The sequence below is a fragment of the Vallicoccus soli genome (genome assembly GCF_003594885.1).
Lineage (GTDB): Bacteria > Actinomycetota > Actinomycetes > Motilibacterales > Motilibacteraceae > Vallicoccus > Vallicoccus soli.
The window spans coordinates 100,832-123,180 of the sequence record NZ_QZEZ01000003.1 but is presented as its reverse complement, the minus strand read 5'-3'; the positions used below and the strand labels follow the sequence as shown (position 1 = coordinate 123,180).

Annotated in this window: 23 protein-coding genes and 1 pseudogene; 13 read left to right on the top strand and 11 right to left on the bottom strand. The window is 78.5% G+C overall.

What is annotated here, in order from left to right; genetic code table 11:
• The first annotated feature begins 61 nt into the window (after positions 1–61).
• The 5 genes from D5H78_RS19295 to D5H78_RS08750 all read left to right on the top strand — a co-directional run bounded on the left by D5H78_RS19295 (position 62) and on the right by D5H78_RS08750 (position 2,863).
• Positions 62–262 (top strand): hypothetical protein, encoded by a 201-nt coding sequence (locus tag D5H78_RS19295; protein WP_165865670.1) that lies wholly within the window; start codon positions 62–64, stop codon positions 260–262.
• A 55-nt stretch (positions 263–317) separates the two neighbouring features.
• The gene (locus D5H78_RS08765; protein ID WP_119950057.1) at positions 318–785 is read left to right on the top strand and encodes a MarR family winged helix-turn-helix transcriptional regulator; all 468 of its coding nucleotides are present in this window, start codon (positions 318–320) and stop codon (positions 783–785) included.
• Between the two features lie 124 nt (positions 786–909).
• On the top strand, positions 910–1,350 hold the full coding sequence (locus D5H78_RS08760) for an OsmC family peroxiredoxin (RefSeq protein ID WP_119950056.1): 441 nt from the start codon (positions 910–912) through the stop codon (positions 1,348–1,350).
• Positions 1,351–1,506: 156 nt separating this feature from the next.
• Positions 1,507–1,731: a hypothetical protein gene (locus D5H78_RS08755; RefSeq protein ID WP_119950055.1), complete on the top strand. Its 225-nt coding sequence runs from the start codon at positions 1,507–1,509 to the stop codon at positions 1,729–1,731.
• 67 nt (positions 1,732–1,798) lie between these two features.
• The gene (locus tag D5H78_RS08750) at positions 1,799–2,863 is read left to right on the top strand and encodes an NADH:flavin oxidoreductase/NADH oxidase (RefSeq protein ID WP_119950287.1); all 1,065 of its coding nucleotides are present in this window, start codon (positions 1,799–1,801) and stop codon (positions 2,861–2,863) included.
• Between the two features lie 90 nt (positions 2,864–2,953).
• On the opposite strand, the gene D5H78_RS08745 is transcribed toward D5H78_RS08750, so the two are convergent.
• The gene (locus D5H78_RS08745) at positions 2,954–3,817 is read right to left on the bottom strand and encodes an NAD-dependent epimerase/dehydratase family protein (RefSeq protein WP_119950054.1); all 864 of its coding nucleotides are present in this window, start codon (positions 3,815–3,817) and stop codon (positions 2,954–2,956) included.
• A 107-nt stretch (positions 3,818–3,924) separates the two neighbouring features.
• Here D5H78_RS08745 and D5H78_RS08740 point away from each other — a divergent pair, with 107 nt between their 5' ends.
• On the top strand, positions 3,925–4,332 hold the full coding sequence (locus D5H78_RS08740; protein ID WP_119950053.1) for an SRPBCC family protein: 408 nt from the start codon (positions 3,925–3,927) through the stop codon (positions 4,330–4,332).
• A gap of 21 nt (positions 4,333–4,353) precedes the next feature.
• Here the strand turns inward: D5H78_RS08740 and D5H78_RS08735 are convergent, their stop codons facing one another.
• Positions 4,354–6,231, bottom strand: a complete 1,878-nt coding sequence (locus D5H78_RS08735; protein ID WP_218566398.1) for a metallophosphoesterase family protein — start codon at positions 6,229–6,231, stop codon at positions 4,354–4,356.
• A 115-nt stretch (positions 6,232–6,346) separates the two neighbouring features.
• Between D5H78_RS08735 and D5H78_RS08730 the strand changes: the two genes are divergently transcribed.
• Positions 6,347–7,066: a VOC family protein gene (locus D5H78_RS08730; protein ID WP_119950285.1), complete on the top strand. Its 720-nt coding sequence runs from the start codon at positions 6,347–6,349 to the stop codon at positions 7,064–7,066.
• Positions 7,067–7,092: 26 nt separating this feature from the next.
• Here the strand turns inward: D5H78_RS08730 and D5H78_RS08725 are convergent, their stop codons facing one another.
• Positions 7,093–7,725 carry an alpha-ketoglutarate-dependent dioxygenase AlkB gene (locus D5H78_RS08725; protein WP_119950052.1) on the bottom strand — a complete coding sequence of 211 codons (633 nt, stop codon included), beginning with the start codon at positions 7,723–7,725 and terminating at the stop codon, positions 7,093–7,095.
• Between the two features lie 81 nt (positions 7,726–7,806).
• On the opposite strand from D5H78_RS08725, the gene D5H78_RS08720 reads away from it, so the two are divergent.
• The 6 genes from D5H78_RS08720 to D5H78_RS08695 all read left to right on the top strand — a co-directional run bounded on the left by D5H78_RS08720 (position 7,807) and on the right by D5H78_RS08695 (position 15,097).
• Complete coding sequence (locus tag D5H78_RS08720) at positions 7,807–8,565, top strand: SDR family NAD(P)-dependent oxidoreductase (RefSeq protein WP_119950051.1); 759 nt, start codon at positions 7,807–7,809, stop codon at positions 8,563–8,565.
• Between the two features lie 6 nt (positions 8,566–8,571).
• Positions 8,572–8,904, top strand: a complete 333-nt coding sequence (locus D5H78_RS08715; RefSeq protein WP_119950050.1) for a YnfA family protein — start codon at positions 8,572–8,574, stop codon at positions 8,902–8,904.
• Positions 8,905–9,011: 107 nt separating this feature from the next.
• Complete coding sequence (locus D5H78_RS08710) at positions 9,012–9,575, top strand: maleylpyruvate isomerase N-terminal domain-containing protein (RefSeq protein WP_119950049.1); 564 nt, start codon at positions 9,012–9,014, stop codon at positions 9,573–9,575.
• A gap of 77 nt (positions 9,576–9,652) precedes the next feature.
• Positions 9,653–10,039: a hypothetical protein gene (locus D5H78_RS08705; RefSeq protein ID WP_119950048.1), complete on the top strand. Its 387-nt coding sequence runs from the start codon at positions 9,653–9,655 to the stop codon at positions 10,037–10,039.
• Positions 10,040–10,069: 30 nt separating this feature from the next.
• Complete coding sequence (locus D5H78_RS08700) at positions 10,070–13,459, top strand: ATP-binding protein (protein WP_119950047.1); 3,390 nt, start codon at positions 10,070–10,072, stop codon at positions 13,457–13,459.
• Between the two features lie 189 nt (positions 13,460–13,648).
• Entirely contained in the window at positions 13,649–15,097 is a 1,449-nt protein-coding gene (locus tag D5H78_RS08695; protein ID WP_218566397.1) for an FAD-binding oxidoreductase, read from the top strand.
• 176 nt (positions 15,098–15,273) lie between these two features.
• On the opposite strand, the gene D5H78_RS08690 is transcribed toward D5H78_RS08695, so the two are convergent.
• From D5H78_RS08690 to D5H78_RS08655, 8 genes and pseudogenes are all read right to left on the bottom strand, one after another.
• Positions 15,274–15,897 (bottom strand): flavin reductase family protein, encoded by a 624-nt coding sequence (locus D5H78_RS08690; protein ID WP_218566396.1) that lies wholly within the window; start codon positions 15,895–15,897, stop codon positions 15,274–15,276.
• Positions 15,898–15,994: 97 nt separating this feature from the next.
• Positions 15,995–16,855 carry an aldo/keto reductase gene (locus D5H78_RS08685; RefSeq protein ID WP_119950046.1) on the bottom strand — a complete coding sequence of 287 codons (861 nt, stop codon included), beginning with the start codon at positions 16,853–16,855 and terminating at the stop codon, positions 15,995–15,997.
• Between the two features lie 60 nt (positions 16,856–16,915).
• Entirely contained in the window at positions 16,916–17,257 is a 342-nt protein-coding gene (locus D5H78_RS08680; protein ID WP_119950045.1) for a hypothetical protein, read from the bottom strand.
• Positions 17,254–18,177, bottom strand: coding sequence for a proteasome assembly chaperone family protein (locus tag D5H78_RS08675; protein ID WP_218566395.1), 924 nt, complete (start codon positions 18,175–18,177; stop codon positions 17,254–17,256). The genes D5H78_RS08680 and D5H78_RS08675 overlap by 4 nt, the downstream gene beginning before the upstream one ends.
• Positions 18,178–18,378: 201 nt before the next feature.
• Positions 18,379–19,368 carry an aldo/keto reductase gene (locus D5H78_RS08670; RefSeq protein ID WP_119950044.1) on the bottom strand — a complete coding sequence of 330 codons (990 nt, stop codon included), beginning with the start codon at positions 19,366–19,368 and terminating at the stop codon, positions 18,379–18,381.
• A 67-nt stretch (positions 19,369–19,435) separates the two neighbouring features.
• Entirely contained in the window at positions 19,436–20,179 is a 744-nt protein-coding gene (locus D5H78_RS08665; RefSeq protein WP_165865669.1) for a class F sortase, read from the bottom strand.
• 8 nt (positions 20,180–20,187) lie between these two features.
• Positions 20,188–20,901 (bottom strand): DUF4142 domain-containing protein, encoded by a 714-nt coding sequence (locus D5H78_RS08660; RefSeq protein WP_165865668.1) that lies wholly within the window; start codon positions 20,899–20,901, stop codon positions 20,188–20,190.
• Positions 20,902–21,189: 288 nt separating this feature from the next.
• Positions 21,190–22,347 (bottom strand): annotated as a pseudogene (locus tag D5H78_RS08655) (sigma-70 family RNA polymerase sigma factor); the annotation flags it as partial.
• Positions 22,348–22,349: the final 2 nt, after the last annotated feature.

Sequence of the window (22,349 nt, the reverse complement as noted above, 5' to 3'; positions counted from 1 at the left end):
CTAGCATCGCGGCACGGGTCCCGCGGGGGCGGGTGCCCGTCCGACGCGACAGGGGGATGCCGTGGACCGCTGGGACAGCTCGCCGGAGCAGCCGCAGGCCACCGCGGGGGACCGCATCGACCTCGACGCCCGCACCACCACCCGCGCCGGCGCCCCGGCGCGGCGGGCGGGGGGGATGCTGGCCAACCCCCGCCGCTTCCGGTACGCCGCGCAGGCCGGCGCCGGGCGCGAGGCCGCGGGCGCCACGAGCGCAGGCGCCTGACGCCGCGTCCCCCGGTCGGGGGACGAGTCGATCACGCGGCGGGTACTCTCCGTGCATGACGACTCCTGCCGAGGCCGTTCCGCGCACGGCTGACGACGCTGCGCTGTCGCTGGAGGCGCAGCTCTGCTTCGCGCTCTACAGCGCGTCACGCGCCATGACGGGCACGTACCGCCCGCTCCTGGAGCCGCTGGGCCTGACCTACCCCCAGTACCTCGTCATGCTGGTCCTGTGGCAGGACGGCCCGACGACGGTGGGCCGGCTCGGGCGCAAGCTCCAGCTCGACTCCGGCACCCTGAGCCCGCTGCTGACCCGCCTGGAGACGGCCGGGCTCATCGAGCGGCGCCGGCACGTGGGCGACGACCGCGTCGTCGACGTGCACCCGACGGAGCAGGGGCGGGCGCTGCGCGAGCGGGCCCTCGCGGTCCGCGAGGGTGCCTGCGAGGCCGTGGGCATGTCCGACCGCGAGCGCGACGCGCTCATCGTCGAGCTGCGCACGCTCGCGGCCCGGCTCGGGCAGCGCTAGCCGCCCGCCAGCGGTCGGTGGTGCACCACCGGTCGGGCGCACGGGTCCGGCCGGTGCGGGGTAGCGTGCTCGCCGAGCCGCGCGCACGAGCCGCGCGCGGTCCCCGTGAGAGCGAGGAGCACGCATGCCCACCCGCACCGCCCGCACCGCCTGGAACGGCACCCTGCAGGACGGCTCCGGCCAGGTCGAGCTGTCGAGCTCGAAGGTCGGCACGTACGACGTCTCGTTCCCCAAGCGCGCGGCCGACGACGCCGGCGGCACGACGAGCCCCGAGGAGCTCATCGCGGCCGCGCACTCGTCCTGCTACGCCATGCAGCTCTCGGCGCTCATCGCCCAGGCTGGCGGCACGCCCCAGAGCCTGGACGTGCGGGCCGACGTCACCCTCTCGCCGGACCCCGCCGGAGGCTTCCGCATCAGCGGGATCGCGCTGACGGTGCGCGGCGAGGTCGAGGGGCTCGACGCGGACGGGTTCGCGAAGGCCGCCGAGGGCGCCAAGGCCGGCTGCCCGGTCAGCAAGGCCCTCACCGGCACGGAGATCACGCTCGACGCGGCCCTGGAGTCCTGAGCGGGCACCCGCAGCACCCACGACGGCCCCCGGCGCACCGCCGGGGGCCGTCGTGCGTACGGGGGCGGGGCGGGGGAAGGGGCGCGGGGCGCGCACGCAGCGCACGGACGAGACGCACCACGAGACGCACCACGAGACGACGAGGAGGCGGACGGCGTGACCGACGCACCCGTGCCCGAGGACGCCCTGCGCACCGGCGAGGACGAGGGCGAGCCGGGCGAGCGGGGCCCCGTGGCCCCCGACGACCTGCTCGGTGCGGCCGCCGAGGACGACGCGCCGCTGCCGCCGTCCTCCGGTGCCGTGCCGCCGCCGCCCGGCGGGCCCGGGGCGCAGGACGACGGGATGACCCCGGCGTTCCTCGAGCCCGGCCAGGAAGGCTGAGCGGGGTGTGACGCTCGCCGCGCCGCCGCGGCGGAAGCGCCCCGCGCCGGTGGTGGTTGCCCCGGGCATGAGCCACCTCTTCACGCCGCTGACGCTGCGCGGGACGACGTTCCGCAACCGGGCCTGGGTCGCGCCGATGTGCCAGTACACCTCGGTCGACGGCCTGCCCGAGGACTGGCACCTGGTGCACCTGGGCGCGCTCGCGCGCGGCGGGGCCGGTCTCGTGCTGTCCGAGGCGACCGCGGTCGTGCCCGAGGGCCGCATCACCCCCGCCGACACCGGCATCTGGTCCGACGAGCAGGTGGGCGCGTGGGAGCGCATCACCCGCTTCGTGCGCGCCCAGGGGGCCGTCCCCGGCATCCAGCTCGCGCACGCCGGCCGCAAGGCGTCCACGCAGCGCCCGTGGGACGGCGACGGCTACGTCGAGCCGGCCGACGGCGGCTGGCAGACCGTGGCGCCCTCGCCGCTGGCCTTCGGGGAGTGGCCGGTGCCCAAGGAGCTCAGCGTCGCCGAGATCCGCGGGCTGGTGCGATCGTTCGCCGACGCCGCGGTCCGCGCGGACCGGGCCGGGTTCGAGGTCGCCGAGGTCCACGCCGCGCACGGCTACCTGCTCCACGAGTTCCTCTCGCCGCTGTCCAACCACCGGGCCGACGAGTACGGCGGCGACCTCGAGGGCCGCAGCCGCGTCCTCGTCGAGGTCGTCGACGCGGTGCGGGCCGTCTGGCCGGAGCGCAAGCCGCTCTTCGTCCGCTTCAGCGCGAGCGACTGGGTCGAGGGGGGCTCCACGCCCGAGGAGACCGCCGAGGTGGCCCGCCGGCTCGCCCCGCGCGGCGTCGACCTCGTCGACGTGTCCTCCGGCGGCGTCGTGCCGGACGCCCGGATCACGGCGGGTCCCGGCTACCAGGTGCCCTTCGCCCGCACCGTCCGCGAGGTGAGCGGCCTGCCGGTGGCCGCCGTCGGCCTGCTGACCGACCCGGAGCAGGCCGAGGCCGTGCTCGCCGACGGCTCCGCCGACGCGGTGCTCCTCGGCCGCGAGCTGCTGCGCGACCCGCACTGGCCGCTGCGCGCCGCCCACGTGCTCGGCGACGACGTCGCCTGGCCGCAGCAGTACGCCCGCGCCGCCTGGCGCTGAGCAGCACCATCGCCGCATGATCGCGGCGGGGTCCTCCCGCCGCGGTCATGCAGCCCCCCGCCGGTGGTCGTGCGCCTGCCGAGGGGGGCCCTAGACGTGGTCGCGCCAGGAGTGCCGGGGCTCGTACCCGAGGACGCGGCGGGCCTTGGCGATGCTGAGCAGGGTCTCGTGCTCGCCGAGGTCGCCGCGCACCTCGACGCCGGGGAACACCTCCGCGACGAGCGAGGCGCTGCTGCGCGACATCACCGTGTCGGCGTTCGCGACGACGAAGACGTCGGCGCCGCGCGCGGGGTGCTCCAGCGCGAGGCGCACCGCCTGCGCGCCGTCGCGGGCGTCGACGTAGCCCCAGAGGTTCCACTTGCGCAGCAGCGGGTCCGCGTCGAACGCCGGGAACTGCGCGTAGTCCTCGACGTGCATGACGTTGGAGAAGCGCAGCCCGACCATCTTCAGCCCCGGGTCCCACCGGCACAGCTGGCGGGCCATCTCCTCCTCGAGCACCTTGACGAGCGAGTACGTCGACTCCGGGCGCGGGGCGTACTCCTCGTCGACCGGGACGTACGGCGGCGGGGTGTCGAAGGGCAGCCCGAGCACGGTCTCGCTCGAGGCCCAGACGATGTCGCGGATGCCGACCGCGCGGGCCGCGGCGTAGACGTCGTAGCTGCTGCGCGCGTTGTTCGCGAAGGTCACGGCGTTCGTGCGCAGCCCGGGGGCCGGGATCGCCGCGAGGTGCACGACGGCGTCGGCGGGGCGGTGCTCGTCGACGCCGGCGAGGGCCTCCACGACCTCGCCGTAGCTCGTGAGGTCCACCTCGAGGAACTGGCCCACGACCTCGGCCGGGCGGACCCGGTCGAGGGAGAGGACGTCGTACCCGTGGGCGGCGAGGTCGGCGGTGACGGCGCGGCCGAGGCGGCCGGCGGCCCCGGTGACGGCGACGCGGCGGGGCTGGTCGGGCACGGGGCCTCCCGGGACGACAGGTGAGCGGTACGGCGGTGAGCGGTACGGCGGCCCACCCTAGGCACCCGGCGGGTGTCCGGCGCGCCCTGGCGGGGCAGGGTGGCGCCATGGCTGAGTTCGAGGCGTCCCGCACCGTCCCCGTGCCCCCCGAGCGGCTCTTCGAGGTCGCCGCCGACGTCGAGCGGATGGCGGCGTGGGTGCCGATGGCCGACGAGGTGCACGGCGCCGGGGCGGACCGGGTCCACCTCGACGGCCGCGACGGCGAGCAGGACGCGCTCTTCCGCGCCCGCCCCGAGCAGCGCCGCCTCGAGTGGGGCACCGAGGCCGACGGCAGCTACGCCGGCTGGCTCCAGGTCTACGCCTCCGGGACCGACGACCGGGCCAGCGAGGTCAACCTCCACCTGTCGTTCCTCGGCGACCAGCCGCAGGCGCACGGCGGGGCCGCGGCCCGCGACGTGCAGGCCGAGCTGGAGCGCGCGCTGGAGGCGCTGGCCGGGCTCGCGACGTCGGGCTGACGCCGCGGGCCCGGCCGGGCCTCAGGCCAGCGGCATCTCGTCGAAGAGCACGACGTCGGACCCCGGCTCCCGGGTGTCGAAGCGCCACGAGCGCACCACGCCGTCCGCGGAGTCGAGCACCGAGAAGCACGTGACGTCGTTGCTCGCGACGTACGGCAGCGGGCTGCCGTCCGCCGCCGTGAGCGGCGCGACCGTGGGCACCACCGGCTCCAGGCCGCCGGGGTCGCCCTGCAGGACGTGGTCCGGCGACGGCGGCAGGGCGCGGCTGGCGCCGGACGTCCCGTCGTACGCCCCGTAGCTGTTGCCGACGTTCGAGGTCTCCAGCCAGTTGGTGCCGGCGGCGCTGCGGAACCGGTTCCACAGGTGCGAGTGGCCGTTGTGCACCAGGTGCACGCGGGCGTCGTCGAAGAGCGGCTCGAGGTCGCGCAGGATGTGGTCCTGCTCCTTCGGGTACGCGTAGCGCACCGCGGTCACCGCGCCCGTCAGCGGGTCGCGCTCGACGGTCTGCACCGGGTCGGTGAACGGCGGCGCGGAGTTGTCGCCGAGCCCGTGCGCCGGGTGGTGGTACATGACGATCCGGTAGCGCGCCCGACGGGCCGCGGGGCTGCGCAGCTCGCGCTGGAGCCACCGGTACTGGGCGGACCCCTCCTGCACCGGCTCGAAGACGTGCTGGCCGTACCCCCAGCGGGTCGGGTCGTCGAGGGCCGCCGCGTCCTCCTGGAAGGCGCCGCGCCCGGTCGCGCCCTTGCCGCGCCAGATCTGCGTGACGAAGAGCGCGACGACGTGGACGTCGCCGATGGTGCGGGACCACCAGCGCGGGCCGCCCTGCGGGCTGCGCGGGTACGGGAACACCTCCTCGTACGTCGTGGTGTCCCAGGAGTTGTCGCGCACCCAGTCGGCGCGGGCGTAGCCCTCGGGCGCCTCGCCGCGCGCCCAGCGGCGCTCGGCGACGCGGCGCGGCTGCGGGTCGTTGAACTGGTCGCCCAGGGAAGCGCTCTCCGACCAGCGCCCCATGACCTCGTGGTTGCCGATGCACGGGTAGATCGGCGTGGAGGGCGCGATGGGCGCGCCGCGGTACGTGCGACCGGCGATCTCGACGCCCGCACGGCCCGACAGGCCCGCGAAGAACGCGAGGCCGGTGGTGCTGTCGAACCACTCGCTGGCGCGGTCGGGCACGTTGACCAGGTCGCCGGCGACGAGGACGCCGTCGAGCTCGGTGCCGACGGTGGCGGCGACCTTCTCCAGGTTCGCCGGCGTCATGGTCTTGAGCTGGTGGTCGCTGGTGAGCAGCAGCCGCACCGGCCGGCGGGTGCGCCCGCGCGGGGCGAGGGAGTACGTCGCCGTGACCGTCACCCGGCCCCGCTGGTCGACCGACACGACGCGGTACGGCGTCCGCCCCGCCAGCCCGCGCACGTGGGCCATGCTGCGGTGCACCGGCCGGTCCACCACGGCGGTGTAGGCGCGCCCCGGCACCTGGGACTGGGCGTCCTCGCGGGTGCGGCTCAGCTGCACGGTCTCGGCGGCGACCCGGCGCCAGCCGGGCCCGCGCGGGCGCGGGCCGAGGGCGGCGACGACGGCCTGCGTCGCGTCGAGGTCGGCGACGCCGCCGCCCACGAGCACGACCTGCGCCATGCCGGCGGACTCGGTGTGCCAGACGACGCGGACGGCGTCCGCCGAGGGGTCCAGCAGGTACGGCTCGCACAGCAGCGGCGGGCCGCTGGGCAGCAGGGGCGGGCGCCCGGCGCCGGCCGTGCCCGTGCCGGCGGCGCCGGTCGTCCCGGCCGCGGCGGGGCCGGCGAGGGCGGGGGCGGCCGCGGCGGCGGCGGCCGCGGCGAGGGCGCCGCGCAGCACGCTGCGCCGGTCGGGACCGGGGAGGGCGGGGGCCTGGGTGTCGTCCACGGGCGCAGCCAAGCGGCGACGGCGTACGGGAGCGTGCACGCCGGTCGACGCGCGGGTGACCCGGTGGCGACGCTCCGTGCGGCTGCGTCGGCGCGGACGGGCCTACGGTGGGCCCGTGCAGCTGGAGAACCTCGTCGTGGACGCCGCCGACCCGCAGCGGCTGGGCCGCTTCTGGGAGGCGGCGGTCGGTGCCGAGCGGCTGAGCGACGGTCCCGACGGGTTCGAGACGCGGCTCGCCCTGGAGCACGGGCCGGTGCTCGACCTGTGCTTCCAGCCCGTGCCCGAGCCGCCGACGGCCCCGCCGCGGCTCCACGTCGACCTCGCCGGCGGGGCCCGCCAGGGCGAGGTGGTCGACCGGCTGCTCGCGCTCGGCGCGCGCCGGCTCGACGTCGGCCAGGGCGACGCGCCCTGGGTGGTGCTCGCCGACCCCGAGGGCGGCCCCTTCTGCGTCGTGGAGGAGCGCGCGGCCTCCGCGGGCACCGGGCCGGTCGCGGCGCTGCCGCTGGACTCGGCGGACCCGGTGCGCGACGCGGCCTTCTGGTCCTGGCTCACCGGCTGGGTCGAGGTGCCCGGGGCGGCGCCCCGGTCGCTGCGGCACCCCTCGCTGCGCGGCCCCCTCCTCGAGCTGTGCCACGAGGGCGGGCCCAAGGGGGCGGTGAAGAACCGGCTGCACCTCGACGTCCGCCTCGAGGCGGGCGAGGACCCCGACGAGGTCGCCGCCGCCGTCGCGCAGCGGGGCGGCCGCGAGGTCCACCCGGGCTGGGGCGACCTGCCGTGGCGCACGTACGCCGACCCCTCGGGCAACGAGCTCTGCGTGCTCCCCGCGCGGTCCTGAGCGGGGCGCCGGCCCGTCGGCCCGCGTCAGCGCCGGGCGGGGAGCGGGCGGGAGTGGCGCATCGTCACCGACAGCCGGGTGCCTGCGCGCGCGTCCTTCGGCACGGTGTGCTGCCACTCGTGCTGGCACCGCCCGCCCATGACCACGAGGTCGCCGCCGCCGCTGTCCAGGCGCACCGCCGGCGGCCCGGCCGCGCCGGGGCGCAGCAGGAACCGGCGCCGCTCCCCGAGGCCGATCGTCACGACCACGGTCTCGGGCAACCGCTTGCGCACGGTGTCCCCGTGCCAGGCCACGCCGTCGCGCCCGTCGCGGTAGAGGTTGGCCAGCGCGGAGTCGAACTCCACGCCGTACCGCTCGCCGAGCAGCTCGCGCGCCCCGCGCAGGATGGGCGGCAGGCGGTCGAGCTCGTCGGCGCCCCACACCGCGACGAGCCGCGGCTCGAGGACGTCGGCGTCCCACACGCGCCGCTCGCGCTGGCGCCAGGGAGCGGTGCGGACGAGCTCGTCCAGCAGGTCGGCGTGGTCCGGCACCCAGCCGCGGGCCACGTCGAGCCACGACCGCTCGTCGAGGGGCCGGCGCTGCAGGGCGTGCAGGTCGAGCGCGCCGGCGCCCTCGGCGGGGTCCTCGCCGAACAGCGAGTCCTGCCACGCCAGCGCCACCCGTCGAGCGTACGTCCGCCGTGCGGTAGGAGCCGTGCGGTAGGAACGGGGCGCAGACGCCGACGACCGAGGGAGCTCGACGTGCAGATCACGGACCGCACCGCCGCGCTGGTGACGGGCGGGGCCTCCGGCCTGGGCCTGGCCACCGCCCGCGCCCTGCGCGCGGCGGGCGCGCAGGTGGTGGTGCTCGACCTGCCCGGGGCGCCGGGGCGCGAGGCGGCCGAGGCCGAGGGCCTGGTGTTCGCCGGGGCGGACGTGACCGACGAGGAGGGCGTGGCCGCGGCCGTACGGACCGCCGAGGCCCTGGGGGACCTGCGGGTCGCCGTGAACTGCGCAGGGGTCGCCACGCCCGGCAAGCTGCTCGGCCGGCACGGCGTGCTGGCGCTGGAGGAGTTCCGGCGGGTCGTCGAGGTCAACCTCGTCGGGACGCTCAACGTCACCCGCCTCGCCGCCGAGGCGATGGCCCGCGCCGAGCCGGTCGACGGCGAGCGGGGCGTCGTCGTCATGACCGCCTCCGTGGCAGCCTTCGACGGGCAGGTCGGGCAGGTCGCGTACAGCGCCAGCAAGGGCGGCGTCGCCGCCATGACGCTGCCGCTGGCCCGCGAGCTCGCCCGCTCGCTGGTGCGGGTGGTCACGGTGGCGCCGGGCGTCTTCCGCACGCCGATGGTCGCGGGGCTCCCGCAGCCCGCGCAGGACTCGCTCGGGCAGCAGGTGCCGCACCCGGCCCGGCTCGGCGAGCCGCCGGAGTACGCCGCCCTCGTCGAGCACCTCGTGCGCAACGCCTACCTCAACGGAGAGGTCGTGCGGCTCGACGGCGCGATCCGCATGGCCCCCCGGTAGGCGGGCGTGCTCGTCGCCCGCTCCGCGCTGCTCTTCGCGCTCGCCGCCCTCGCCGAGATCGGCGGGGCCTGGCTCGTCTGGCAGGGCCTGCGCGAGCAGCGCGGCCTGCTGTGGGTCGGGGCGGGGGTGCTGGCGCTCGGCGCGTACGGGGTCGTGGCCACCCTGCAGCCGAGCGCGGAGTTCGGGCGGGTGCTCGCCGCCTACGGCGGCGTGTTCGTCGCCGGCTCGCTGCTGTGGGGCGTGCTCGTCGACGGCTACCGGCCGGACCGCTGGGACGTCACCGGCGTCGCGGTCTGCCTCCTCGGGGTCGGCCTGCTCATGTACGCCCCGCGGGGCTGAGCGTGGACGGCGTGGAGGTGCTCGGGCGCGCGTACGGCGACGTCACGGCCGTCCTCGAGGGGCTCGACGACCGGGCCTGGCTGGCGCGCACCCGGTGCCACGGCTGAGTGGTCGCCGACCTCGTGGCGCACCTGCTGCTCGACGCCCAGCGGGCGCTGCGGGCGGCCGCCACCCCGGCCGACGGGCCACCGGACACCGACGCGGTGACGTACTGGCGCGCCGAGGGCGCGCCCGACGACCCTGCGGGTGCGCTCGCGCACGCCTGGCACGTGCGGCGCGCGGCCTCGGCGTACGCCCGCCCGGACGGGCTGCTGGCGGTCTGGCGGGACACGGCGGCCGCGGCGGTGCGGGCCGTGGCCGCCGCGCCGCCGGTCGTCGCCACCCAGGGGCACCGGCTCCGGCGCGACGACCTCGTGGCCACCCTCTGCGCCGAGGCCGCCGCGCACCACCTCGACCTCGTCGTCGACCTGCCCGGCGCGCCGGGGCCGTCGCCGGACGTCCTCGCCGCGCTCGTCCGGGCGCTCGACGGGCTCGCGGCCCTCGCCGGCGGCGCCCCGCCGGCGTGGGCGCCGGAGCGCTGGGCGCTGGTCGGCACCGGGCGGGAGCGGCCCACCGCGGCCGAGGCCGCCGGGCTGGGGCCGCTCGCCGGGCGCCTGCCGCTGCTCGGCTGACCCGGCCAGGGGCGGCTCCAGCCCGCTCCAAGCGCTCCGCAAGCCGCCTCCCAGGGGGGCGCCCCAGGCTGTCGGGCATGGTGGACGACCCCGCGACGACGTCGCTGCTCCTGCGCCGGCGCCCCCCGGGGGCGGTACCGGCCGGGCAGCCCGTCGTCTTCACGCTCGAGGAGGTCGCGCTGCAGGCGGGGGCGCCGGCCCTCGCCTCGGCCGTCGTCGTGCACGAGGGCCCCCTCGCGCTCGTGCTGGGCCTCACCCTCGCCCCCGACCAGGGCTGCGAGCGGGCGGAGCGGCTGCTGCGCGACGTCCTCGACGCCCTGCGCGCCGAGGGCTGCACGACCGTCGGCGTCGTGGACCCGCCCGACGCCTGGCTGCCGGCCCTGCGCGCGGGCGGGCTGGAGGAGCAGGCGGTGCCCGCGGCCCGCGGCACGGCGGGCCGGCGGACCTTCCGGATCACCCTGTGAGGACCGCCCGGGGCGTCTAGCCTGCCGCGGGTGCGCTTCCGCGTGCTCGGCCCCCTGGAGGTCGAGGCCGAGGACGGGCGCCCGGTCGACCTGGGCAGCCCGCGCCTGCGCGCGCTCCTCACGCTCCTGCTCGTCGACGCCGACCGGGTGGTGCCGCTCGACCGCATCACCGGCCGGCTCTGGGGCGAGGAGCCCCCGGCGAGCTCGACCGGCACGCTGCAGTCGTACGTGTCGCACCTGCGCCGCCTGCTCGAGCCCGACCGGCCGCCGCGCGCCCCCGCGCGGGTGCTGCTGACCTGCCCGCCGGGCTACCGGCTGGCGGCCGGTCCGGAGGACGTCGACGCGCTCGCCCTGCCGCGGCGGGCCGAGGAGGGCGAGCGGCTGCTCGCCGCCGGCGACGCCGCGGGCGCCGAGGCCGCGCTCGACACGGCGCTCGCGCTGTGGCGCGGCGAGCCGTACCCGGACCTCGGCGACGACGACCCCGCGGTCGCGGCGGAGCGCACCCGCCTGGGGCAGCTGCGCCTGGCCGCGCAGGAGCACCGCCTCGACGCCGTGCTCGCGCTCGGGCGCCCCGGGGCGGCCGCCGCCGAGCTGGAGCTGCTCGTCGGCGCGCACCCGCTGCGCGAGCGGCTGTGGGGCCGGCTCATGCTCGCGCTCTACCGCAGCGGGCGGCAGGCGGACGCCCTCGCGGCGTACCACCGCTGCCGGCGGCACCTCGGCGACGAGCTCGGCCTGGACCCCGGCCCGGAGCTCGAGGCCCTGCACCGGGCCGTGCTCGCGCAGGACCCGTCGCTCGACGGACCCGCCCCGCCCGGCCCGCTCGCCGCGGCGGCCGGCCCCGCGGCGCCCGCCGGGCCGCCGGGCACGACCCTCGTCCGGGTGCGCGCGGCCGTGCCCCAGCCGCGGGCCGTGCCCCCGCCGCCCGCGCCGCCCGCTGCCGCGGCCGTCCCGGACGACCTCGTGGGCCGGGCCGGCGACCTCGCGGCGGTGCGGGCCGCGCTCGCCGCCGCGGGCGCCGGCCCGGCCGTCGTCGTGCTCCTCGAGGGCGAGCCCGGCATCGGCAAGACCCGGCTGGCCGAGGCCGTCGCGGGGCTCGCCGCCGCCGACGGGGCGCGCGTGGTGTGGAGCCGCTGCGCCGAGGACCTGCCGGTGCCCGCCCTGTGGCCGTGGAGCCAGGTCGTGCGCGAGCTGGACCCGGGTGCCGTGCCGCCGGACCTGCAGCCGGACGGCGCGGACCTCGACGCGGCCCGGATGGCCGGCTTCGAGGCTCTCGCGGGGATGCTGCGCGACCGGGCCGCCCAGGCGCCGCTGCTGCTCGTGCTGGAGGACCTGCACGCGGCCGACCCGACCTCGCTGCAGCTGCTGACCTACCTCGTGCGGCGGGTCAGCCACGTGCCCCTGGCCGTCGTCGCGACGCTGCGCAGCAGCGGGGCGCCGCGCCGCCCCGAGCTCGTCGAGGCCCTCTCGGCGCTGGCCCGCGAGCGCAGCGCGACCCGCCTCGTCCTGCACGGGCTCGCCGCGGGCGACGTGGAGCAGCTGCTGGCCCGCCGCGGCGCGGGCGGCGACCTGCCGGCGCTCGCCGCGGAGCTGCACCGGCGCACCGAGGGCAACCCGTTCTTCCTCGTGGAGCTGCTGCGGCTGCTCGCCAGCGAGCAGGGCGGCACCGCGCGCTCCGCGGTGCCCGCCTCGGTGCGCGACGTCCTGGAGCGGCGCCTCGCCCGGCTGCCCGAGGACACCGTGAGCCTGCTGCGCCTCGCCGCCGTCGCCGGGCGCGAGGTCGGGCTCGACCTGCTGGAGCAGGCCGCCGACCTCGGCCCGGAGCGGGTGATGGACGTCCTGGAGCCGGCCGTCGTCACCGGGCTGCTCGTCGAGGACGCCGACCGCTGGACCTGGCGCTTCAGCCACGCGCTGGTGCAGGACGCCATCGCCGCCACCGTGCCCCGGCTGCAGCGCGCGCGCCTGCACCGCCAGGTCGGCGAGGCCCTCGAGCGGCTCAGCGACCCCGCGGCGCCCCACCGCCCGGTCGAGGCGATGGCGCACCACTTCCACCGCGCCGGGCCGTTCGCCCGGCCCGGCGCGGCGCTCGAGCACAGCCTCGCCGCGGCCGACGAGGCGCGGCGCTTCTGCGCGTACGAGCGCGCGGCGGGCTGGCTCGAGCGGGCCCTCGACGTGCTCGACCGCTCCGAGCCCGGAGCGCTGCGGCGGCGGCACGCCGTCCTCGTGCAGCTGGGGCGCGACCGCCGGCTGGCCGGCGACGTCGTCGGCTCGCTCGCCGCGCTGGGCGAGGCGGCCGCGCTGGCCCGGGGGCTCGGCGACCTGGCGCTGGCCGAGGAGGCCATGACGGTCGCCGGCGACGTGACGCTGTGGAACCTGCGGCCGTACCGCCACGTCGACGAGGACGCGGTCGCCGCCCTGGAGGGGCTCGTGGCCTCGGCGCCGGCCGACCCGGCCCGCCGCGCCCGGCTGCTCGGCACGCTGGCCGTGGAGCTCTACTACGGCGACCGCCAGCGCGAGGGCGAGGAGCGGGCCCGCGAGGCGGTGGCGCTCGCGCGGGCCACGGGCGACCCGGCGCTGCGCGGGCGCACCCTCAACAACCTCTGCCTGGCCGCGTGGCGCCCGGGCCGCGACGGCGAGCGCGAGGCCGCCACCGACGAGGCGCTCGCGCTCGTCGGCGCGGGCCTGCCCCGGCGCACCGAGCTCGTGGCCCGGCTGCACCGCGCGCCGCTGCTCCTGCGCCGCGGGCGGCTCGACGCCTTCGACGCCGAGGTGGCCGCCGCCCGCCGGCTCACCGGCGAGCTCGCCCTGCCCGAGCTGCAGGCGCAGGTGGCCCTGCAGGAGTGCGGGCGGGCCACGCTGGTCGGGGACTGGGAGCGGGTGCGCGAGCGCAGCGCCCGGGCCCGCGAGCTCATGGCCTCCGGGGGCGCGCTGTGGGGGCTCGCGTGGTGCGAGCTGGTGCAGCGCGCGACGCTGGCGCGCGCCGTCGACGGCTGGGACGACGACCTGCTCGAGGAGCTGCTCGGCGCGGACGTGCACCGGCCGCTGGCGCTGCTGGGCCTCGTCGAGGCGGGCGAGGTGGCCGAGGCGCGCCGGCTCGTCGCGCGCCGGCCGCCCGACGTGGGCGACGACTGGTCGAGCGACTTCGCGCTCGCCTGCTGGGGCGAGGTGTCCGCGGCCCTGGGTGCCCCCGACCCGGCGGTGGTCGCCCGCGCGCTCGAGCCGATGTCGGGCCTGCTCGTCGTCGCCGGCACGGCGAACGCCTCGTGGGGCACGGTGCGGGCGACGCTCGGGCGCCTCGCGGCGCGCACGGGGGACCTGCCCGCCGCCCGGGCGCACCTGCGGGCCGCGCTCGCCGCGGAGCGGGCCCTCGGGGCCGCCCCGTGGGCCGCGCGCACCGCCGCGGACCTCGCCGCGCTGGGCTGAGCCCGCCCGGCGCCGGGCGGCCCCCGGGCGACGGGGGCGGCGCCCCCCGCGCCCGGTGCCCGCCGTATCAGGGGCGGGCTGCGGTGCTCTGCAAGCGGGGCGCACGTCAGCCGCAAGCCGCCGGGCGGACGCTGCAGCCCGGCCGGCGGGGTGACGAGGCCCCGCGCCGCAGACCTGGAGGACACCCCTGTGAGCACCACCCCCGCCACCCCCGCCGCGACCGCGGGCGCCCGCCCGGGCGCCGCGCTGCCGCGCCCGCGCGGCGCCGCCGCCCTGCCCGCCGAGGAGCTCGCCGAGCTCGCCCGGCAGGTCGCCGGCCCGGTGCACGGCCCGGGGCCCGAGGCCGACGCCGAGGTCGCGCCGTTCAACGTCGCGCACCGCCAGCGGGTCGCCGCGGTGGTGGGCGCGACCTGCGCCGGCGACGTCGCGGCCGCCGTGCGGGTCGCGGCCCGCCACAGCCTCCCGGTCGCCGTGCAGGCCACCGGGCACGGCATCGTCGCCCCGCGCGAGGACGCCGTCGTCGTCAGCACGGCGCGGATGCAGGCGGTGCGGGTCGACCCGGCGACGCGCTCCGCGCGCGTCGAGGCCGGCGTCCGCTGGCGCGCGGTGCTCGAGGCCGCGGCCCCGTACGGGCTGCTCCCGGTCTGCGGCTCGTCGTCCTCGGTCGGCGTCGTCGGGATGGCGCTCGGCGGCGGCGTGGGCCCGCTCGTGCGCACCTACGGCAGCGCGGCGGACCGGGTGACCGCCGCCGAGGTCGTCCTCGCCGACGGGCGGCAGGTGCGGGTCGACGACCGGCACGAGTCCGACCTGTTCTGGGCGCTGCGCGGCGGCAAGGGGGCCTTCGGGATCGTCACCGCGCTCGAGCTGGAGCTCGTCGAGCAGCCGCGGGTGCACGGCGGCCCGCTGTTCTTCGACGGCGCGGCGACCCGCGAGGTGCTCCACGCGTACCGCCAGTGGGCCGCCGGCCTGCCGACGACGTCCAGCACGTCGGTCGCGGTGCTGCAGCTGCCGCCGCTGCCCGCGGTGCCCGAGCCGCTGCGGGGGCGTCACGTGGTCATGGTGCGCTTCGCGCACTGCGGGCCCGCCGAGGAGGCGCAGGCGCTCCTCGCGCCGCTGCGCGCGGCCGGCCCGGTGCTCGCCGACGCGGTCCGCGAGCTCACCGGGCCCGAGCTCGACGCGGTGCACATGGACCCGAGCGACCCGATGCCGGTGTGGGAGCGCGGCGGCCTGCTCACCGACCTGCCCGCCGAGGCCGTCGAGGTGCTCGCCGACGTGGCGGGGCCCGGCGCCGGGCTGCCCGGCACGATCGTGGAGCTGCGCCAGCTCGGCGGGGCCCTGAGCGCGCCGCAGGGCAGCCCGAACGCGGTCGCCGGCCGGCACGGGGCGTGGTCCGTCCTCGCCCTGGCCCCGCTGCTGCCGGGCCTCGAGGAGGCCGGTCCGGCGGCCGCGCAGCGGGTGCTCGGCGCGCTGGCCCCGTGGCGGGCGCCGGGCTCGCTGCTGAACTTCCTCGGCGCGGTGGGGGACCGCGCCGAGGTCGCCTCCGCCTGGTCGCCGGAGGCGGCCGAGCGGCTGCGGGCGGTCAAGCGGGCGTACGACCCGCAGGACCTCTTCCGCACCGGGCACGCGCTCGCGCCGTAGCGGCGCGCGCGGGTCCGGCGGGCCCGGGGCCGTCGCCGGTGCGGCGCAGGGGAGCGCACCGGGGGCACGCTCCGAGGGGGGACCACGGGGGAGCGGGGGGAGCACGGGGGACGGGGGAGCGGCGGGGCGGGCGCGGGGGGCGCCCGCCCCGCCGTCGTGCCGGGGGGACCCGCGGCTCAGCGCAGGTCGGCGTACGGGACCCGGCGCAGGTCGTACACCTCGCCCAGCGCGCCCCACTCGTGGCGCCCGAGCCGGCTCGCCGGGTCGAGGCGGCGCGGGTCCGGCAGGCCGTCGGCGGCGAGGACCCCCGGGGCGACCGCGACGTGCACGACCTCGGCGAAGACCACCGTGCTGCGGCCGAAGGACCGCTCGCCCGCGGACCGGCACTCCAGGGCGAGCGGGGACCCGGCGACGCGCGGCGGCCGCACCCGCGCCGAGGGCTCGCGGGCGAGCCCCACGGCGTCGAACTCGCTGGTGCCCGGCGGGTAGTCGGTGGCCGTCGCGTTGACCGCGTCGCTGAGCCCGCGCGGCGCGAGGCAGACGACGAGCTCCCCGGTCGCGCGGACGTTGCGCAGCGTGTCCTTGGTGCCCACCGAGGTGAAGCACACGACGGGCGGGTCGGCCGACGCGACGGTGAAGAACGAGTGCGGCGCGAGGTTGTCGACGCCGTCGGCCGACGTCGTCGACACCCAGGCGACGGGCCGCGGGACGACGGACGCGGTCAGCCAGCGGTAGGCCGCGCCCGGCGGCAGCCCCGCCACGTCGACCTCGTGCCGCGGGCCGCCCTGCGCCGCGCTCACCGCGCCCCACCCGCCCGCCGCGGGACCGGACCGCTCCGGCGCCGCGCGGGCGCGCCCCGGCACCCGCGAGCGGGGCCGGGGCGCGCCGGGCGCGGGCTCACGCCGCGTCGAGCCGCGCGACCTCGTCCGGGGAGAGCTGCAGCTCCGCCGCGGCGGCCGAGTCGCGGATGGTCTCCGGGCGGCTCGAGCCGGGGATCGGCAGGACGACCGGGCTCTTGGCCAGCTCCCAGGCGAGGCACACCTGCTGCGGGCTCACGCCGCGGTCCTGGGCGACCTCCTGGAACGCGGCGTGCTTGGCGCCGAGCTCGCCGGCGTTCGTGATGCCGCCGAGCGGGCTCCACGGCAGGAAGGCGATGCCGAGCTCGTCGCAGAGCCGCAGCTCCGGCTCGCTGGAGCGGAAGGCCGGCGAGAACTGGTTCTGCACCGAGACGAGTCGCCCGCCGAGCACCTCCTGCGCGAGGCGGATCTGCTCGGGGTCGGCGTTGGAGACGCCGGCCATGCGGATCTTGCCCTCGTCGAGGAGGTCGCGGACGGCACCGACCGACTCCTCGTACGGGACCTGCGGGTCGGGGCGGTGGAACTGGTAGAGCCCGATGGCCTCGACGCCGAGCCGCTGCAAGCTCGCCTCGCAGGCCTCGCGCAGGTGCTGCGGGCTGCCGTCGAGCGTCCAGGAGCCGTCACCGGGGCGCAGGTGCCCGCCCTTGGTGGCCACGAGCACGTCGGAGGCGTCGCCGCCGTACGACGCCAGGGCGCGCGCGATGAGCGCCTCGTTGTGGCCGACCTCGTCGGCGTGCAGGTGGTACGCGTCGGCGGTGTCGATGAGCGTGATGCCCGCGTCGAGCGCGGCGTGGATCGTCGCGACCGAGCGCTGCTCGTCGGGGCGGCCCTCGATGGACATCGGCATGGCGCCGAGCCCGATGGCCGAGACCTGGACGTCGCCGAGGGTGCGGGTGCGCACGGAGGGGTCCTCCTGTCGTGGGGGCGTGGACCCCACGTGCCTGCCCGGTCGGGGCGGGCGTCACGCCCGTCGCGCACCACCGGACCGCCGCCGCGGGCCGGCCTTGCCGCGCCAGGCGAGGCTCTGCGCGTCGAGCGCGCGCAGCACCGGGTCGCCGCCCTCCGCGATGCGCTCGGCGACGCCCACCGCCCGCGCCAGCGCGGCGTCGTCGAGCTGGCGGAAGGCGGGGGAGCGGCGGCGGTCGAGCACGTCGTACCAGCAGCCGCCGACGGCGTGGTCGAGCACGACCCGCCCGAAGCAGTGGTCGTGCCGCAGCGACCAGCCCTCGGCGGCGGCGCGGCGGGGGAGCTCGTCGAGGACGAGCCGGCGGTAGCGCTCCTCGAGCGCGGCCCGCGGGCTCACCCCTCGGGCTGCTCGCCCTGCTCGGCGAGGAACGCCTCGAGCTCGGCGCCCAGCTCGTCGGCCGAGGGCAGCTGGGCCCGCTCGGCGGCGAGCAGGCCGCCGCGGCTGCGCGAGCCGACGTACGCGTCGTACTGCGTCTCGAGGGCGCGCACGACCTCGCGGACGTCCTCCGACCCCGCGACCTGCTCGTCGATGCCGGCCCGCAGCTCCTCGGCCGCCTCGTGCAGCGAGGCGGTCGGCAGGACGAGCCCGGTGGCGCGCGAGACGTGCTGGACCAGGGTCTCCGCGGCCAGCGGGTAGTCGGTCTGGGCGAGGTAGTGCGGCACGTGCGCGGCGACGCCCATGGCGTCGTGCCCGGAGTGGCCGAGCCGCAGCTCCAGCAGGTTGCCGATGCTCGCCGGCACCTGGACGCTCTGCAGCCACGGCTCGTGGTCGCCGAGCAGCTCGGGACGGGTGCCGTGCAGGGTGACGCCCAGCGGGCGGGTGTGCGGCACCGCCATGGGGATGGCGTTGAGGCCGATGCTCAGCCGCACGCCGAGGCGCTGCACGAGCTGGCCGACCGCGGCGGCGAAGCGCTCCCACTGCACGTCCGGCTCCGGGCCGGTCAGCAGCAGGAACGGGGTGCCGGTCGCGTCGAGGACGCGGCGCAGGACCAGCTGCGGCCGGTCGTACGAGGAGAAGTGGTCGCGGTCGAAGGTCATCATCGGCCGGCGCGCCCGGTAGTCGTGCAGCTGGTCGACGTCGAAGGTCGCGACGACGCGGTGCTCGAACGAGGTCTCCAGGTGCTCGCGCGCCAGGCGGACCGCGGAGCCCGCGTCGACGAAGCCGGTGAGCGCGTGCACGAGCACGGGCTCCGCCATGCCCTCGACGATCTCGTCGAGCTGCGGGTCGAGCGCGTAGAGGCCCTGGGGGTCGAGCACGGCGTCCTCCTCCGTCGGTCGCGCGGTCGCGCGGGTGGTGCGGGTCCTGCGAGGGCGACAACGCCCCGGGGCGGAGGATCCATCCCGGGGCGCCGCCGCGCCCCCACGCGCCCGGACCGCGCGCCCGGACCGCGCGCCCGGACCGCGCGCCCGGGCCGCGCTGCCGGACCTTGCGCTCGGGCCGTGCTGCGCCGGAGGGCGTCAGACGTGGACCGAGGACATGTCCGGGTAGCGCTGCCCGGCCGCGGCGCCCACCGGGGCCGCCTCGTCGATGCGCCGCAGGTCCTCGTCGGTGAGCCGCACGTCGAGCGCGGCGACGTTCTCCTCGAGCCAGCGGACCCGCTTGGTGCCGGGGATCGGCACGACGTCCCCGCCCTGCGCGAGGACCCAGGCGAGGGCGAGCTGCGAGGCCGCCACGCCCTTCTCCTGCGCGACCTCGCGCACGCGGTCGACGAGGACCAGGTTCTGCGCGAACGCCTCGCCCTGGAAGCGCGGGTGGTTCCGCCGGAAGTCGTCGGGGTCGAGGTCCTCGACCGTGCGGATCTGCCCGGACAGGAAGCCGCGCCCCAGCGGGGAGTAGGCGACGAAGCCGATGCCCAGCTCGCGCACCGTCGCGAGGACGTCGTTCTCCTCGGGGTCGCGGGTCCAGAGGCTGTACTCGGTCTGCAGCGCGGTCACCGGGTGCACGGCGTGCGCGCGGCGGATCGTCGCCGGCGCGGCCTCGCTGATCCCGAGCCGGCGCACCTTGCCGGCCTCGACGAGCTCGTGCAGCGCGCCCCAGGTCTCCTCCACGGGCACGGTGCGGTCGACCCGGTGCTGGTAGTAGAGGTCGACGTGGTCGACGCCGAGGCGCTGCAGCGAGGCGTCGCAGGCCCGGCGGACGTACTCGGGCCGCCCGTTGACCCCGAGCCGCGTGCCGTCCTCGGCGCGCTCGTTGCCGAACTTCGTCGCCAGCTGCACCTCGTCGCGCCGCCCCGCGACCGCGCGGCCGACGAGCCGCTCGTTGGTGAAGGGGCCGTACATGTCCGCGGTGTCGAGGAACGTGACCCCGAGGTCGAGGGCCCGGTGGATCGTCGCCACCGCCTCGGACTCGTCGGCCGTGCCGTAGAACTCGCTCATCCCCATGCACCCGAGGCCCTCGGCGGAGACCTCGAGGGCGTGGTCACCGCGGCCCAGCGTGCGTCGCTCCATCTGCTCTCCCTGGTGTCGTCGGGCCCCTGCCGCGGGGCCGCGCGCCACCACCCCTACCCCCGGGCGCTCACACCGGCACCGCCCAGACCACGAGGCTGCTGTCGTAGCCGCTGCGCGGGTCCCAGGACCCGGCGCACGTGAGCAGGGCCAGGCGCGGGCTGCCCCGGCTCGTGAAGAGGTCGGGCGGGAGCTCCCCCTCGTCGTACGTCCGCAGCGCCTGCACGGAGTAGCGGTGGCGCTCGCCGGCCCCGTCGCGGACCACGACCTCCTGCCCCACGCGGAGCCCCGCGAGCGCGGCGAAGGCGCCCAGCCCCTCGTCGAGGGTGTCGACGTGCCCGGCGACCACGGCGGTGCCCCGGGCGTCGCCCGGGGCCGCCCCGCCGGCCCACCAGACGGCGCGGCGCCCGGTCTCCGGCAGGCGCAGGTCGCCGTCGGGCCCCGCCCACGTCGGGTCGACCGGCACGTCGCCGCCGGGCAGGCGCAGCAGCTCGGGCGGTGCCGCGTACGCGCCGCGGGGTGCGGCGGACGGGGCCGGCGCCGCGGTGCGGGGCCGGGCGCGGACCGGCGCGTCGGCGGTGGGCCCGGCGGTGGGCCCGGCGGTGGGCCCGGCGGTGGGCCCGGTCGCGGTCCCGCCCGGTCCGGCGGGGGCCGGGGGTGCGGCTGCCGGGACGGTGCCCGCCGGCGCGCCGGCCCCCGGCGCCCCCGCTGCGAGCAGGGCGCCGCCGCCGCCCGCGAGCGCGAGCCCGAGGGCGACGGCGGTCCCGGCCAGGGCGCGGGGGCGCCCGGTCCGGCCGGGTCGGCGGGGTGCCACGGGTCGCGTCAGCGCTCCGCGGCCCGCTGGCGGCGCAGCGCGACGCCGCCCGCGACGGCCACGACGACGCCGACGGCGACCAGGCCGGTGGCGAGCGCCGGGGTGGCGCCGTCGGTGGCCACGAGGCCGGCGCCGCCGGCGTCCGCGCCGCCGGGGACGCCGAGCTCCTCGGCGGCGTGCTGGAGCATCTCCAGGTGCGAGGTGATGACCGGTGCCGCGGCCCCGGCCAGGGCGACGACCCGCTCGTCGCTGCCCTCGGCCAGCTCCTCCTCGCCGTTCGCCAGGCTCTGGCGGTGCGAGGTGAGCTGCTGCGCGACCCACGCCTCGTCGAAGGCGCTGCCGGACTCCTCGGTGACGTCGGCCAGCGACGCCTGCTGCGCCTCGCTCGGCGCGTCGGGCAGCTCGACCCCGAGCTCCTCGGCGAGCGCGGTGACGTCCTGGTCCAGGCGCGTGTGGTCGCGGATGAAGAGCGCGCCGTGCTCGCGCACGACGTCCGTCGTGGCCTGCGCCTGCGCGGCCTCGCCGGCGGCGATCTCGGCCAGGTTGCTCTGGTGCGCGGCCACGAGGAACTCCTCGTCCTGCGCGCTGACCTGCTGCGCGGCGGCGGCGAGGACGACGTCGGCGGACGCGGGGGCCGCGGCGCCCACGAGCGCGGCGGGAGCGAGCAGCGCTGCCGGTGCGAGGACCGCGGCGAGGGTGCGGCGGGTGCTGGTGCGGGTCACGCGTACCTCCAGGGTCGGCCGCCCCCCGTCGGGCCGGCTGCGCCGACCGGGTGCCCGGTCGCGCGGTCGCGAACCGCGCACCGCGCCACGGGTTGTCCGACTTCGTCCCCTCCCGCGCCGGCGCGCCGGCACGACGACGCCCCCGTGCCGGGGCGGCACGGGGGCGTCGGGGGGTGCGGGCCGTACGGGTCAGCTGGCCCAGTCGAGCAGCTGGCGGGTCGCGCTCGGGTGGCGCAGCTTGGCCAGCGCGAGCTTCTCGAGCTGGCGGATGCGCTCGCGGGTGAGCCCGAGCTGCGCGCCGATCTCGTCGAGCGTGCGCGGGCGGCCGTCGGCCAGGCCGTAGCGCATGCGCACGATGAGCGCCTCGCGCGCCGGCAGCTGGTCGATGATCTTGCCCAGCTCGCCGATCATCGCCTGGTGCTCGACGGTGTCGAGCGCGGAGACGCCGCCGTCGTCGACCACCAGGTCGCCGAACGAGGTGTCGCCCTCGTCGCCCACCGGGCTGTCGAGCGAGATCGGGTCCCGGCTGACGCGCAGCAGCTCGGCGACGCGCTCGGGCGCGTGCCCGGTCTGCTCCGCGACCTCCTCGTCCGTCGCGGGCCGCCCCAGCTCCTGGGACAGGTCGCGGCGCACGCGGTTGACCTTGGACAGCTCCTCCTGCACGTGGACCGGCAGGCGGATGGTGCGGGCCTGCTCGGCGAGGCCGCGGCCGATCGCCTGGCGGACCCACCACATGGCGTACGTGGAGAACTTGTAGCCCTTGCGGTAGTCGAACTTCTCGACCGCGCGGATGAGCCCGAGGTTGCCCTCCTGCACCACGTCGAGGAAGGGCACGCCGCGGTGGCTGTACTTCTTCGCCACGCTGACGACGAGGCGCAGGTTCGCGCGGACCATGTGCAGCTTGGCGTCGCGGCCGTCGTGGGCCAGGGCCCGCAGGTCGCGCAGGCGCAGCGGGTCGAGCTCGACGCCCTGCTCCTCGGCCTCGCGCAGCAGGTGGTCGGCGTAGAGGCCGGCCTCGATGCGCTCGGACAGGTCGACCTCCTGCTCGGCGGTGAGCAGCGGCGTGCGGCCCACCTCGGTGAGGTAGACGCGCACGAGGTCGGCGGTCGGCGCGACCTCGTCGAGGTCGCGGGTCGCCTCGAGCTCCGGGGACTCCGCGAGCGTGCTCACCTCGACGGCGTCGGCCGGTGCGGGGGCCGCGGCCGCCGGGCGCGGGACGCGCGCGGTGCCACGGGGGGCGGCGGAGCGGGCGCTGGCGGGGCGGGCGCTGGTCGCCGTGGTCGGGGACACGGTGGGACCCCCCTCTCGGGGTAAGTGCGTGAGGTGGACAGTGTCGACAACGGTCGATGACCGGTTATCCTTCCCGACCCCTGCCGTTCCCCCAGGGTGACGCGGCACACCCCGCGAGCGGGCCGGTGCGGGCTGCGAGCGCGGCGCTGCGAGCATGG

What these genes read in the sequence shown, in the direction of transcription:
- D5H78_RS08740 (WP_119950053.1), top strand. Translation starts at nt 3,925, where the DNA reads ATGGCTGAGTTCGAGGCGTCCCGCACCGTCCCCGTGCCCCCCGAGCGG.
- D5H78_RS08705 (WP_119950048.1), top strand. Translation starts at nt 9,653, where the DNA reads ATGGTGGACGACCCCGCGACGACGTCGCTGCTCCTGCGCCGGCGCCCC.
- D5H78_RS08750 (WP_119950287.1), top strand. Translation starts at nt 1,799, where the DNA reads ATGAGCCACCTCTTCACGCCGCTGACGCTGCGCGGGACGACGTTCCGC.
- D5H78_RS08765 (WP_119950057.1), top strand. Translation starts at nt 318, where the DNA reads ATGACGACTCCTGCCGAGGCCGTTCCGCGCACGGCTGACGACGCTGCG.
- D5H78_RS08760 (WP_119950056.1), top strand. Translation starts at nt 910, where the DNA reads ATGCCCACCCGCACCGCCCGCACCGCCTGGAACGGCACCCTGCAGGAC.
- D5H78_RS08670 (WP_119950044.1), bottom strand. Translation starts at nt 19,368, where the DNA reads ATGGAGCGACGCACGCTGGGCCGCGGTGACCACGCCCTCGAGGTCTCC.